This window comes from Alphaproteobacteria bacterium (genome assembly GCA_016870095.1).
Lineage (GTDB): Bacteria > Pseudomonadota > Alphaproteobacteria > Paracaedibacterales > VGCI01 > VGCI01.
In genome coordinates this window covers 39,518-52,008 of sequence record VGCI01000008.1, presented here as the reverse complement: position 1 = coordinate 52,008, position 12,491 = coordinate 39,518, and the positions used below count along the sequence as shown (strand labels likewise).

At 42.4% G+C, this 12,491-nt stretch carries 15 protein-coding genes; 7 read left to right on the top strand and 8 right to left on the bottom strand.

Annotated elements, in window-relative coordinates; all coding sequences use genetic code 11:
* Positions 1-87: 87 nt before the first annotated feature.
* The 7 genes from FJX03_06960 to FJX03_06930 are packed head-to-tail and all read right to left on the bottom strand — an operon-like array spanning position 88 to position 4,568.
* The gene (locus FJX03_06960; GenBank protein MBM3633422.1) at positions 88-960 is read right to left on the bottom strand and encodes a polyprenyl synthetase family protein; all 873 of its coding nucleotides are present in this window, start codon (positions 958-960) and stop codon (positions 88-90) included.
* Between the two features lie 13 nt (positions 961-973).
* Positions 974-1,240, bottom strand: a complete 267-nt coding sequence (locus FJX03_06955; GenBank protein MBM3633421.1) for an exodeoxyribonuclease VII small subunit — start codon at positions 1,238-1,240, stop codon at positions 974-976.
* A gap of 14 nt (positions 1,241-1,254) precedes the next feature.
* The gene (locus FJX03_06950; GenBank protein ID MBM3633420.1) at positions 1,255-2,106 is read right to left on the bottom strand and encodes a 3-hydroxybutyryl-CoA dehydrogenase; all 852 of its coding nucleotides are present in this window, start codon (positions 2,104-2,106) and stop codon (positions 1,255-1,257) included.
* Positions 2,103-3,047, bottom strand: a complete 945-nt coding sequence (locus tag FJX03_06945) for an electron transfer flavoprotein subunit alpha/FixB family protein (GenBank protein MBM3633419.1) — start codon at positions 3,045-3,047, stop codon at positions 2,103-2,105. Before FJX03_06945 ends, FJX03_06950 begins: the two co-directional genes overlap by 4 nt.
* Positions 3,047-3,787, bottom strand: a complete 741-nt coding sequence (locus FJX03_06940) for an electron transfer flavoprotein subunit beta/FixA family protein (protein ID MBM3633418.1) — start codon at positions 3,785-3,787, stop codon at positions 3,047-3,049. The genes FJX03_06945 and FJX03_06940 overlap by 1 nt, the downstream gene beginning before the upstream one ends.
* A 20-nt stretch (positions 3,788-3,807) precedes the next feature.
* A complete protein-coding gene (locus tag FJX03_06935) occupies positions 3,808-4,368 on the bottom strand; it encodes a cob(I)yrinic acid a,c-diamide adenosyltransferase (GenBank protein MBM3633417.1) in 561 nt (186 codons plus the stop codon).
* 2 nt (positions 4,369-4,370) lie between these two features.
* Positions 4,371-4,568 (bottom strand): twin transmembrane helix small protein, encoded by a 198-nt coding sequence (locus FJX03_06930; protein MBM3633416.1) that lies wholly within the window; start codon positions 4,566-4,568, stop codon positions 4,371-4,373.
* A 507-nt stretch (positions 4,569-5,075) separates the two neighbouring features.
* Here FJX03_06930 and FJX03_06925 point away from each other — a divergent pair.
* From FJX03_06925 to FJX03_06915, 3 genes are all read left to right on the top strand, one after another.
* Positions 5,076-6,368, top strand: a complete 1,293-nt coding sequence (locus FJX03_06925) for an MFS transporter (GenBank protein ID MBM3633415.1) — start codon at positions 5,076-5,078, stop codon at positions 6,366-6,368.
* A 92-nt stretch (positions 6,369-6,460) separates the two neighbouring features.
* Positions 6,461-7,576 (top strand): MFS transporter, encoded by a 1,116-nt coding sequence (locus FJX03_06920; protein MBM3633414.1) that lies wholly within the window; start codon positions 6,461-6,463, stop codon positions 7,574-7,576.
* Between the two features lie 15 nt (positions 7,577-7,591).
* On the top strand, positions 7,592-7,795 hold the full coding sequence (locus tag FJX03_06915) for a hypothetical protein (GenBank protein MBM3633413.1): 204 nt from the start codon (positions 7,592-7,594) through the stop codon (positions 7,793-7,795).
* A gap of 11 nt (positions 7,796-7,806) precedes the next feature.
* Here FJX03_06915 and FJX03_06910 read toward each other — a convergent pair whose 3' ends face one another.
* On the bottom strand, positions 7,807-8,556 hold the full coding sequence (locus FJX03_06910) for a hypothetical protein (protein MBM3633412.1): 750 nt from the start codon (positions 8,554-8,556) through the stop codon (positions 7,807-7,809).
* A gap of 242 nt (positions 8,557-8,798) precedes the next feature.
* Between FJX03_06910 and dxs the strand changes: the two genes are divergently transcribed.
* From dxs to FJX03_06890, 4 genes are all read left to right on the top strand, one after another.
* Positions 8,799-10,676, top strand: a complete 1,878-nt coding sequence (dxs, locus tag FJX03_06905) for a 1-deoxy-D-xylulose-5-phosphate synthase (protein MBM3633411.1) — start codon at positions 8,799-8,801, stop codon at positions 10,674-10,676.
* Positions 10,677-10,689: 13 nt separating this feature from the next.
* A complete protein-coding gene (locus FJX03_06900; GenBank protein ID MBM3633410.1) occupies positions 10,690-10,992 on the top strand; it encodes a YggT family protein in 303 nt (100 codons plus the stop codon).
* 9 nt (positions 10,993-11,001) lie between these two features.
* A complete protein-coding gene (gene folD / locus FJX03_06895) occupies positions 11,002-11,874 on the top strand; it encodes a bifunctional methylenetetrahydrofolate dehydrogenase/methenyltetrahydrofolate cyclohydrolase FolD (GenBank protein MBM3633409.1) in 873 nt (290 codons plus the stop codon).
* A gap of 88 nt (positions 11,875-11,962) precedes the next feature.
* Positions 11,963-12,484: a lytic transglycosylase domain-containing protein gene (locus tag FJX03_06890; protein ID MBM3633408.1), complete on the top strand. Its 522-nt coding sequence runs from the start codon at positions 11,963-11,965 to the stop codon at positions 12,482-12,484.
* Positions 12,485-12,491: the final 7 nt, after the last annotated feature.

Here is a 12,491-nt window from a genome sequence, read left to right as displayed (position 1 = left end):
CTACCTATAATCTTAGAATAGGAAGGTGAATTAATATAAATAGGAGCCTAACGATTATAATAAATTTATCTCAGTGACTATCGAAGATTAATTTTGACGCGTCGTGGTCCAGGTTATGATGTCTGTAAATAGGGGCTGGGAGAAGGGATGAATTAATTCCAATAGTTGGTCCTCAAGGGTTTCTAAATAAGCTTTACTTTCTTTAAGTCCAAGAATGGTAACAAGCGAGCGTTTATCCCCATCTGCACCGACGGGCTTACCTAGCGCTGTTTGTGAACCTTCAATATCCAGCAAATCATCTTGAATTTGGTAAGCCAAGCCCAAAAGGAAACCAAATTGCCGTAAGGTTTCCCGATCATGACTAGGCGCTTGTGCCAACATGGCGGCAGATTCACATGCAAAGGCAATGAGGCAGCCTGTTTTAAGGTTTTGCATGGTGATAGATGTTTCTGCAGAATCAATAAGATGAGGAGATAGATCTAGCATTTGACCCCCAGCCATACCAGCAGCACCTGATGCTTGCGCAAGAGATTGTATGAGCGATAGACGCACCTCAGCAGATGGATGGGTGGCCTCGTTGGTTAAAATCTCAAAAGCAAGGGGTAGGAGAGAGTCACCGGCTAAAATAGCCGTGGCTTCACCGAATTCTCGCCAGCACGTAGGATGACCGCGTCGTAAATCTGCATTATCCATAGCGGGCAGATCATCATGGATAAGGGAATAACAATGAACCATTTCGATGGTAGCACCAACCCGTGCCGCTTGAGTCTTGGGAACAGGGAATAGGTTGGCACATGCCAAAGTGAGCATGGGACGTAATCGTTTTCCCCCATTTTTGACACTTCCAATCATGGCATTCAATAAGGGCTGAGGGATTGCTGGGTTTGAAAGATATGTCTGGAGAATAGGCTCAATTGCTTGTTTGGCTTCTTCAAATAAAGCAGATAGGGGCTCATTCATGACAAATTCGTCTTTATTTGCGGTGTTCAGATTCACTTTGTCCCGATTCTTGATGACTTAAAACTTGTTCGACTTTCAGTTTTGCGGCACGCAGTTTGGCTTCACAATGGGTTCGCAATGCCGTGCCTCGCTCATAAGAGCTGATGGCATCTTCTAAGCTTAAGCGTCCTTCTTCTAATCGACGGACTAAAGATTCTAATTCTCCCATCGCTTTTTCAAAGGTCATGTCTTTAATGTCAGATAAGGCATCTAGGGTTGATTTTTCTTCAAAATTTGTCATCTCTGTCTCACTTGCTATGCGGGATATTCAAAAAAGCCGTGCCCTGTTTTTTTACCGAGTCGTCCAGCATTAACATATTTTACGAGCAACGGGCAGGGGCGATATTTATCATCCTGAAATCCTTGGTGTAACACTTGCATAATGGATAAACAGGTATCAAGTCCAATAAAATCTGCAAGGGCTAAAGGACCCATGGGTTGATGAGTGCCTAGCTTCATGGCCGTATCGATATCTTCTGGGGAAGCAATTCCTTCGTGAAGTGCATAAATCGCCTCGTTAATCATGGGCATTAAAATGCGATTGACAATAAAACCAGGGGCATCTTGCGATGTTACCGGCGTTTTTCCCAAATGAAGAATCATAGCATGAATTGCGCTGTAAGTTGCATCAGATGTATCTTCCCCCCGAATAACTTCAACAAGGGGCATGAGGGGGGGAGGGTTCATAAAATGCATACCAATGACGCGGTCGGGACGCATTGTCGCACTTGCTATTTGTGTAATCGATAAGGAGGACGTATTACTGGCAAGTAGGGTCGGGGCGGGAAGGGAGTGATCGAGCTCTTTAAAAATTCTTGATTTCAATTCTAGATTTTCGGCTACAGCTTCAATTACAAGATCAATAGAGGCATGTTTGTCAATTGTTAAAGACAAATGGAGATTTTTGAGGGCTTCAGAATGGAGCTCTGGGGTAAGCGTTCCTTTCGTAACTTGACGTTCCAAATTTTTTTTAATGGTAGAAAAAGCCTTATCAAGTTGGTTTTGGGAGGTGTCGATAAGGTAAACTGTATAGCGAGCAACGGCACAAATATGTGCAATACCCGCCCCCATTTGCCCTGCTCCTATAATGGCAAGGGTTTTGATCATGGATGTAGCTCCTTTAACGCCGCCGTTAACTGCGGGACAATTTCAAATAAATCCCCAACAAGACCATAGTCGGCAACTTGAAAGATGGGGGCGTCGGGATCCTTATTAATGGCAATAATGACTTTGCTATCTTTCATGCCGGCAATATGTTGAATGGCTCCTGAAATGCCAATAGCAATATAAAGCTGAGGAGCGACAACCTTACCTGTTTGGCCGACTTGATAGTCATTAGGAACAAAGCCAGCGTCGACGGCAGCTCGGGATGCCCCCACAGCTCCTTTCAGACAATCAGCAAGATCTTCAATGAGATGAAATTTTTCCTTAGATTGTAAGCCACGGCCCCCAGAGACCACGACGGTTGCGCTGGTCAATTCTGGGCGCACAGAGGGCGTTGATTCAAGGCCGATAAATTGAGAAAGGGATGTAAAAGTAGGCAGTAAAACACTATCGATCGGGCATGTCTCTTTTCCTTCAGGAGCTGTTGAGAAGGCCGTCGGCCGAATGGTGAGAATCTTTATAGCGTCTAAGCTTTGTATGGTTTCAATGGCATTGCCAGCATAAATAGGCCGCTCAAACGTATCCGCAGAAATGATTTTGGTTAAATCGGAAATCTGCATCACATCTAAAAGGGCGGCGACACGGGGCATAATATTTTTACCAAAAGTTGTGGCTGGGGCTAAAATATGAGTAAAACTGGGGGCTAAGGATACGAGTAATTGGCCCATAGGCTCAGCGAGGTGATGAGCCAATTCGGGTGCATCTGCCTTTAATATTTGTGTTACGCCCTCAATTTTAGCAACGATACTACATACATTTTGCGTATCAGACCCGGCAACGAGGACTGTAACTTCCTGTGCGAGCGCAAGCCCGGCCGTAATAGAGTTTAAGGTTGATGGTTTTAACGTTTGTTCGTCATGTTCTGCGAGAATAAGAACTTTCATTACATTCCTTTCTCAATTATCGATATTAACTCTTGAACCGAGGCCACTTTGACGCCACTTTTGCGGGGTGGTGGCTCGGATACGTTTAAGATCTTCGTATGCGATTTGGCTTCCACGTTGAGATCTGCAAGAGTCAATACGTGAATGGGTTTTTGCTTTGCCTTCATAATATTGGGTAATGTTGCATACCGAGGTGTATTGAGACGTAAATCGACACTTACAACAGCGGGTAAGGGAAGAGATAACGTTTCAAGCCCCCCGTCGACTTCTCGGGTTGTTTGACAATGATTATTTGCAATTTTAAGTTTTGAAACAAAGGTGCTTTGCGGCCAACCCAGGAGTGCACTCATCATTTGTGCCACTTGATTACAATCATTATCAATGGCTTGTTTACCCAAAAGAATAAGCTGGGGCCTTTCAATTTCGCTCACAGCTTTCAAGATTTTAGCAATCGTCAAAGGTTCAGGAGATTCATCCGTATTCACGTGAATTCCTCGGTCAGCACCTAAGGCCAAACCGTGACGGATTGTTTCTTGAGTCATTTGGGGTCCCACCGAGACCAGGATGATTTCAGTTGCAATCCCTTGTTCTTTTAAACGAATGGCTTCTTCAATGGCAATCTCATCAAAAGGATTAATGGACATTTTTGCGGCACTGGTATCAACACCCGACTTATCAGCTTTAAGGCGTATCTTGACATTATAGTCAACCACTCGTTTGATACCGACCAAAATTTTCATTTGATCACCACTCCTCATGTTTATTCCGTTCTGGATTTACCAGGAATCCATAAAACATCATTTTTGCCATTGTCGTTAACATGACGACATAAGACAAATAATAAATCAGAAAGTCTGTTTAAATACTTAATAGCTTCTGGATTTAGGGGGTGAGTCTGATCTAACTGGATAAGTGACCGTTCTGCTCGCCGGATAATTGTTCTGGCCAAGTGTAGGGCAGCACTGGCTTTAGAGCCTCCGGGAAGGATGAAAGACATGAGGGGTTCTAATGAGGCATTGAGTTCATCAATTTTTTTTTCAAGGAAATCAACTTGAGAGGCAACAATACGCAAAGCTGTTGGAGATTCGTCAGGAATACATAAATCAGCCCCTAAATCAAACAGATCGTTCTGAATGCGGGATAACAAAGAATCTAGATGAGTCGGGCTATATTGTCGTGCCCAGCCAACTGCTGCATTGGCTTCGTCGACTTCCCCAATAGCATGAATGCGAACATCTGACTTTGATACTCGTTTTCCGGAGCCAAGCGATGTTTTTCCCTTATCTCCCCCTCGAGTATATATGCGCGTGAGCTGGACCATACTTACTTTCCTACTAATATTAACAAAGTGAATAAAATAATAGATAGAGCTTGAAAGGTGATGCGCCAGCGCATGGCACCGTTTCCATACTTTTCATTAAATTCCCCCCCCTTGTAAAGAGCAAACAATCCAAATCCAAGAGCCCCAACTGTAGAGGCGAGGGTAATCAAGAGAGCCGTGAAGAGAAACGTACGTGTCATAAAATTACCATATCATATATTTCTTAATACAATATCCAAAAATGTTTGGGGGGGACAACAAATTTAGTCTTTCATAATTATAGTTTGCCGTAGTGTAGTGAGAATTCGTAGTGTAGTGAGAATTCTTTGTAAAGTGAGAAAAGATCATGATGGCGGATCTCATCAGGCAACTTGAAGTTTTCTTAGGATATTTAAGGGCTATAGCCATACAGGGGAAAGCTACCAAAAAGTGCTTTTTTCAATAGAATTACGTATTTAAGGTCTTTAAAGCAATAATATTTCTTTTTATGTTGGAATTTTTTGCTAAACACTCTTGTAATTTTTTGTTAGAGTCATTAAGTAAAAGGTATCAAATTAAGAGTTAGAGATGATTGATACATTGCCAAGGCCCATACGCCCTTTTGTTTTTATCAATACTCTGATAGAAAATAAAATCTCAATTGGACTTGGAAAGGAATGAACGTGAAACTTGCCACGGATACTATTGCTGATCAATATTCACCTAATATGGAAATCCCTTCTTCTCCCTTAAAAGCTTCACCGGCAACGTATGCATGGATAATTTGGTCGGCGGCTGCCCTGTTTTATCTCTACGAATATGTGCTGCGCGCGTCCCCTGGCGTCATGACAAATGAGCTGATGAGAGATTTTGGTGTCACCTCAACGGCGTTGGGTATTTTTACGTCAGCCTATTATTTTTCATATGTTCCCTTACAAGTTCCTTGTGGGATGATCGCTGATTGGTTAGGTACCCGTCGTGTTGTTACAATTTCTGCAATTCTATGTACGATAGGTAGCTTTATGTTTGCCGGTAGCGAGAGCGTCGTTTTAGCGTCCCTTGCACGAATATTTATGGGTGTCGGTTCAGCTTGCGCCTACCTAAGTTGTTTGAAGATTGCATCAGAATGGTTCCCTGCTCAACGTTTTGCTGTCATAGCTGGAATTACCATGTTGATGGGGACTTTTGGGGGCATTATAGGGGGTAAACCCTTTGCTATGTTAGTGAATAGCACAAATTGGCGTACAGCAATGATGATTGCGGGTGCTGCTGGTATTGCTGTTGCTGCAGCTGCATGGGCTATTATTCGAGAGCATCCCAAGGGCGGTATAGAAAAGAAGGCGCAACATGCCCCGATGACCAAAACTCACTTATGGGAGGGTTTAAAGATCATTACTTCTAGCACTCAAACGTGGCTGATTGGTCTTTACGCCTCTTTAATGTACACTGTTTTGTCTGCGTTTGCTGAAATGTGGGGAACGCCTTACCTAATGGTAACTTATGAAATCAACAATGAAACGGCATCTTATGGCAGTACGCTTGTACTTTTGGGGATGGCTTTGGGATGTTTGGTTGGTCCCTTTCTAGCAAATCGTTGGCGTAGCCATAAAAAAGTTATGTCAATAGGAGCTTTAGGGTCCTTGGCGATGTTTATGCCGGCAATTTACCTAACAAATCTGCCTCTTTATGGTATATTTGCTCTTTTGTTTGGTGCGGGATTCTTTTGTGGGTGGCAAATTTTGAACTTTGCAGCTGCAAAGGAAATCAATCCGCCTGAATTTAGTGGTACAACCATTGGTTTCATGAATTGTTTAACAATGGCCAGTGCGCCCGTTTTCCAAATTCTTCTTGGACATTTGATTCATCAGTTTGAGGACGGTCAGGTTGGTGCAGATGGTATTCGCTTATATAGTGCTGAAGCCTATCAATACGCCATGTGTGCTATTCCGATTAGCTTATTGATTGCATGGGTTGTTATGCGGTTTGTGCGGGAAACGCATCCAGACTACCAGCCAAAATAAGTGTCTGCATAGCTATATTGCTTGCAAACGCTGAGTGAGATAAATTAATACCATAATACAATTATAATTTCTGCTGATGAAAGTTAAAGGATATGGAAACAGCTATACTTGCTGTTAAAGCAGAGGAATTTTTGGATGAAACCAATCAATCTGCTGTAAAAGAATATTTAAATTCTCGCCAATCGTGGGCTATATGGGCTTGCGCAGGGGCGTTTTATCTCTACGAATGCATCTTGCGAGTTTCCCCCAGCGTTATGACAGAAGGGTTAATGAAAGATTTCTCATTAACTTCTGCGGCGTTGGGCATTTTGGTTTCTTGCTATTCCTACTCTTACGTGGCGTTGCAGATTCCTTGTGGTGTGATGGTAGACGCCATCGGCACCCGTCGAATTCTTACGGCTTCTGCTGCTTTATGTGCAATCGGGACATTTATGTTTGCTTTGAGTGATGGCTTGTTTTTGGCGCAACTGGGGCGTTTTCTCATTGGGGGAGGCTCTGCTTGTGCGTTTATTAGTTGTATGAAAATTGTTGCAGAATGGTTCTCACCCACCCGCTTTGCCCTTATGTCAGGGATGACAACGATGATGGGAACAATTGGTGGCACTTTCGGTGGACCTCCACTCGCCTGGATGGTTAATAATATGGGAGGGTGGCGTGAAGCGAGTTTAGCTCTGGCAACGGCAGGTGTCGTTATGACAATATTTGCGTGGATTATGATTCGGGATCATCCCAAAGATCACCTTAACGCCCAAAAACCTCACCATGCTCATGAAATACCCTTAAGAAAGTCTTTGGCATTGCTTATGACAAACCCGCAAGTCTGGCTGATTGGTCTTTTTGGGTCTTTGATGTGGCTTCCTATTGCCGCTTTTGCAGAGCTATGGGGTGTACCCTATTTGATGCAAACTTATAGTATTGATAATGAACATGCATCTTTTGCGTCTGTTATGATTTTTCTGGGATTTGCCTTTGGCGCTCCCTTAGCAGCATGGATCTCTGATAAATTTCAAAGCCGAATTTTTGCTATGAAACTATCTTCTACTTTATTATTTCTGACATTCTTAGCTATTATGTTTGGAACCTATATTCCTTTAGGACTCATGTTTTGTCTACTCTTTATGGGGGGTGTGTTTCTTGGAGGGCAAGTCCTTGTCTTTGCTTGTGTAAAAGAAATTCTTCCCCGACGCATCAGCGGCACTGCCCTTTGATTTACGAATGCTATTGTGATGATGAGTGGAATTGTTTTTCAACCGTTACTTGGTCACTTGTTAGACTATTGTTGGGATGGTTCGTTTGGACCGGATAATTTACGTATTTATAGCGTGAGCGCTTATCAAAATGCTATGATGGCGATTCCTGTGGCGATCGCTGCTAGTTGGCTTTTGCTGCATTTTATCAAGGAAACGCATCATTATCGCAAAAGGTAAAAAGCCTAGCTCTAAGGGATAGGTAGGTGATGCTTACTGTCCATCATTTTGTGTAGCTTATCGCGAATATAATCAGCAGTAACAATACCGTCATAATATTCGTTATTTACGAGAAAAGCGGGAGCAGCATTAATAGAGTAGGTTTTCTGAGCTTCGAAACTTGATCGAAGAATGGAGGCTTCAATCTCTTCGTTGGCCAAGCATTTTTTATAGTCAGTATCAGAAATTCCCAAATCCTTAGCAATTCTTTCTAAATTTTTATCAGCCTCTTTAAGTTTTGCAACATCTATTGGAACCCACTTATCTTGTGTTTCAAGAAGCTTTTTGGCAAAGCCAAGATATTGCTCCTTACCATGACACCAAGCAATTTTTGCAGCTTTGACAGCACTGGAATCTGTTGGAAAGTCTCTATAAATGAAGCGAACAAGCCTTTTGTCAATAAATTCTGACTTAATTTTGGGAATTTCTTGCAGTTGATAGTCATGACAGTGAGGGCAGGTCAAGGAATAATACATGACAATGGTTAGGGGAGCTTTGGAATCCCCCATACTTACTTCCATGCCTTTTATATTCATCAGGGGGGTTTGTTCCACATCTTGACTTTTGGATTTTTGGCCGGGGACTAATGCTTGTCCAATTTGATGAGGTGCAGCTGAAACTTCTGAGAGGCAAGCTAAGAATGTAAAGCCGATAACGACAAAATTATTAAGGTATTTAAAATATGTCCCTAAATGCATTATAAGCTCCTGAAAAACAAACATATACAAATTTTAGCATAACGTTATATTTGTAAACAAATTGTAAATTCTATGGGTACGTTCAAATTTAAAAAATAACAAGAGCAATTGATATATTTCTTGCTTTCGCAAGCTGCCTTGCTTAAATTCTGGGGGTACATAAGTTTCGGTCTTGAAAGAGATAATATATACGAGAGTGAATTTAGGTGACTGATCCCGTTTTAGCGTCTACCCCACATTTGGATAAAATCCATACCCCAGCAGACATGAAAGGTTTATCTATGGATGCATTGCATCTATTGGCTGCTGAAGTTCGCCAAGAAACAATTCATAATGTTTCGCGCACGGGGGGACATTTAGGGGCTAGCTTGGGTGTGGTTGAGTTGACAGTTGCTTTACATCATGTTTTTGATACCCCTCAAGATAAAGTTATTTGGGATGTGGGTCATCAATCTTATCCCCATAAAATTTTGACGGGCCGTCGGGAACAAATGTCTAGATTGCGACAAGCAGGTGGTCCCTCTGGATTTACACGGCGCAGTGAAAGCGTTTATGATCCTTTTGGTACTGCCCATGCTTCTACATCAATTTCAGCTGCTTTAGGTTTTGCTGTTGCTCGAGATTTAAAGGGTGAAAATCATAATATCGTAGCGGTTATTGGTGATGGTGCTATGAGTGCTGGAATGGCCTACGAGGCTCTTAATAATGCCGGTGCTATGGCCAGTCGATTAATTGTTATATTGAACGATAACGATATGTCTATCGCTCCGCCTGTGGGTGCAATGAGTGGTTATCTATCCCGACTCCTTTCCTCCCGGTCTTATCATTCTTTGCGAAAAATGGCGAAAGATGTAGCGAGTCACCTTCCAAAATCCTTAGAGACCGCGGCACGTCGAGCAGAAGAATTTGCTCGGGGTATGGTTACAGGTGGTACTTTATTTGAAGAATTGGGTTTTTATTATGTTGGTCCTGTGGATGGGCATGATTTGGATCATCTAATTCCTGTTCTAAAGAATGTAAGAGATCGGGCAGAGTCAGGGCCTATATTGCTTCATGTTGTGACACAGAAAGGCCGCGGATATGCTCCAGCTGAAGCTTCTGCAGACAAATTTCATGGGGTGAGCAAATTTGACGTTATTACGGGCATACAACAGATTGCTAAAACGGCAGTGCCAAGTTACACCAAAGTTTTTGGAGAATGCTTAGTTGAAGAAGCTAAGAAAGACAGTGGAATAATTGCTATCACTGCAGCTATGCCTGCGGGTACAGGGCTTGATATTTTTGCAAAACAGTTTCCAGAGCGATGCTTCGATGTGGGTATTGCTGAACAACATGCAGTGACTTTTGCCGCAGGGATGGCCTGCGATGGTTTAAAACCCTTTGTCGCCATTTATTCTACATTTCTTCAGCGGGGCTACGATCAGGTTATACATGATGTAATGTTGCAAAAACTACCCGTGCGATTTGCTTTAGATCGTGCTGGCCTTGTTGGCGCCGATGGGGCAACACATGCCGGAAGTTATGATTTGGCTTATTTAGGATGTTTGCCAAATATGGTCATCATGGCAGCAGCAGATGAATTAGAACTAAAACATATGATTGCCACAGCGGCATCGATCGATGACTGTCCCTCCGCTTTTCGATATCCACGAGGTGAAGGGGTAGGTGTTAATTTGAATGTACCCGCTGAAATTCTTGAGATTGGCAAAGGAAGAATTGTTCGTGAGGGGTCTAAAATTGCTATTCTTTCCCTTGGAAGTCGTCTTGGGGAAGCCTTAAAGGCAGCTGATCTGCTGAGTGGGTATGGTTTATCTACCACAGTAGCCGATGCGCGGTTTGCAAAACCAATCGACATTGAGTTAATTGGTCAACTTGTTCATAATCATGAAGTTCTGATAACCCTTGAAGAGGGTTCAATTGGCGGATTTGCAACACAAGTCTTTCATGTCCTAGAAACTCAAGGTCTCTTAGATAAAGGTATAAAAATTCGGACGATGATGTTGCCTGATCGCCTTATTGACCATGCCACACCTGCAATGCAATATGAGGAAGCTGGATTAACAGCTCATCATATTTTGATTCAGGCATTGGATGCTTTGGGTATTCACGAGAAAAACGAAGTATCGTCACGATTAGCTTCTTAAAGGAGGATGTAAAATGGATATAATTTTGATACCTATGATTCGTGTAATTATTATGGCTTTGAATGCCTATTGGTGGGCCATTGTTATTTATATTGTTCTGGGATGGCTTGAACAATTTAATATTATCAATCGCTATAATAATTTTGTATATGGAATTCATACATTTTTGTTTCGGATTGTTGAACCAGCTCTGGTTCCCATTCGTCGACTCCTTCCTCAAATGGCGGGCGTTGATCTTTCCCCGGTGGTTCTCATTCTTGCTATTTATTTAATTCAAGGGATCCTATTACAATTGGCCATAAAATTTCCTTTCTAAGAGAGTCCTATGGCAGCAATATTAATTGATGGAAATGCGATCGCGACACAAATTCGACAAGATATTTCTATCAAGGTGTCGGATTTTAAGAAGAGTCACGGATATCCTCCTGGACTTGCGGTTCTTTTGGTGGGTGATAATCCCGCCAGTCAGGTCTATGTAAAAAATAAGAGAAAATCTTGTGAAGAGGTAGGGATTCGGTCAGAAGTTTTTCTTATGCCTGAGCAGACTTCAGAAACAGAAATCCTTGCCAAGATTGATGATTTAAACGCTGATGATCGCGTTCATGGAATTCTCATTCAATTGCCGTTGCCAGAATCTCTAGATACGGCACGCATCATTTCTCGTTTATTGCCCCATAAAGATGTTGATGGATTGCATCCACAAAATTTAGGTCTTTTGTTTGCAGGGCGTCCCAACCTTGTCCCCTGTACGCCTTTAGGATGTCTTCACTTAATTCACTCTATAATGCCATCAGTTGAAGGAAAACATGCCGTTGTGGTGGGAAGATCTGTTTTAGTGGGTCGACCGACTGCTTTATTATTAAGTTTTAAAAATGCAACCGTGGTTCAAACCCATTCGCAAACTCTTAATCTAGCGGAAGAGTGCCGTCGCGCGGATATTCTGGTAACGGCAATTGGAAAACCTGGTCTCATTACTGCAGATTATATAAAGCCGGGTGCTGTTGTTATTGATATTGGGATTTCTCGTGTCGTAGAGCCTAATGGCACAGTTTCCCTGAAAGGTGATGTTGATTTTGAGGGAGTGAGGAAAGTTGCTGGGTTTCTTACCCCTGTTCCTGGTGGTGTTGGCCCTATGACGGTAACTTATCTTTTAGAAAACACCTTAGCCGCGGCTACTCAGTCAAAAATTGCATTGTAGACCTCTTTAAAATTTTAATTAAAATTCTATATTGTGACTTGTAAACCTCAGGTTTTGCCAGAAAAGTAGGTTTGGGAGGGTTGGCGGGATGGTACGAAATGTCCGTGTGCTCGTTGTAATATTCACTAATTTATTTTTTCTAGCTGAAGGTTTTGCAACTCCCCACTATTATTGCGAAAAGTACATTGAAGAAGCGGCTCAAAAAACAGGCGTTTTGCCTGAAATTATTTGGGCCGTTGCCAAAGCTGAAAGTAATTTGGGAACTAGACCTTGGCCTTGGACGATTAATGTTAAGGGAAAAGGTCATTATTTTCCCAACAAAGCCGCTGCCGAAAAGTTTTTAAAGACTTTGCCGAAAAGGGTTCGTTATCAAACGGATTTAGGATGTATGCAAGTAAATTGGGGATTTCATGGGGCGGGTTTTTCCCGTGTGTCAGAAATGCTGAATCCGAGATTGAATATTCTTTATGCAGCTTACTTTTTAAAAGAGTTATACCAAGAATCAGGTCGTTGGGCAAAAGCTGTTGCTAGTTATCATTCTCGAAAGTGGAGTCACGGAGGCAAATACGCCAACCGCGTGGCGCATTTGGTGAAAGATTATGAAAAATAGACGGAAC

Excerpts from the sequence above, each read along its gene's own strand:
- FJX03_06950 (MBM3633420.1), bottom strand. The coding sequence starts at position 2,106 with ATGATCAAAACCCTTGCCATTATAGGAGCAGGGCAAATGGGGGCGGGT.
- FJX03_06925 (MBM3633415.1), top strand. The coding sequence starts at position 5,076 with ATGGAAATCCCTTCTTCTCCCTTAAAAGCTTCACCGGCAACGTATGCA.
- folD (MBM3633409.1), top strand. The coding sequence starts at position 11,002 with ATGGCAGCAATATTAATTGATGGAAATGCGATCGCGACACAAATTCGA.
- FJX03_06945 (MBM3633419.1), bottom strand. The coding sequence starts at position 3,047 with ATGAAAGTTCTTATTCTCGCAGAACATGACGAACAAACGTTAAAACCA.
- FJX03_06910 (MBM3633412.1), bottom strand. The coding sequence starts at position 8,556 with ATGTTTGTTTTTCAGGAGCTTATAATGCATTTAGGGACATATTTTAAA.
- FJX03_06930 (MBM3633416.1), bottom strand. The coding sequence starts at position 4,568 with ATGACACGTACGTTTCTCTTCACGGCTCTCTTGATTACCCTCGCCTCT.
- dxs (MBM3633411.1), top strand. The coding sequence starts at position 8,799 with ATGAAAGGTTTATCTATGGATGCATTGCATCTATTGGCTGCTGAAGTT.
- FJX03_06920 (MBM3633414.1), top strand. The coding sequence starts at position 6,461 with ATGGAAACAGCTATACTTGCTGTTAAAGCAGAGGAATTTTTGGATGAA.
- FJX03_06940 (MBM3633418.1), bottom strand. The coding sequence starts at position 3,787 with ATGAAAATTTTGGTCGGTATCAAACGAGTGGTTGACTATAATGTCAAG.
- FJX03_06935 (MBM3633417.1), bottom strand. The coding sequence starts at position 4,368 with ATGGTCCAGCTCACGCGCATATATACTCGAGGGGGAGATAAGGGAAAA.
- FJX03_06960 (MBM3633422.1), bottom strand. The coding sequence starts at position 960 with ATGAATGAGCCCCTATCTGCTTTATTTGAAGAAGCCAAACAAGCAATT.
- FJX03_06890 (MBM3633408.1), top strand. The coding sequence starts at position 11,963 with ATGGTACGAAATGTCCGTGTGCTCGTTGTAATATTCACTAATTTATTT.
- FJX03_06955 (MBM3633421.1), bottom strand. The coding sequence starts at position 1,240 with ATGACAAATTTTGAAGAAAAATCAACCCTAGATGCCTTATCTGACATT.
- FJX03_06900 (MBM3633410.1), top strand. The coding sequence starts at position 10,690 with ATGGATATAATTTTGATACCTATGATTCGTGTAATTATTATGGCTTTG.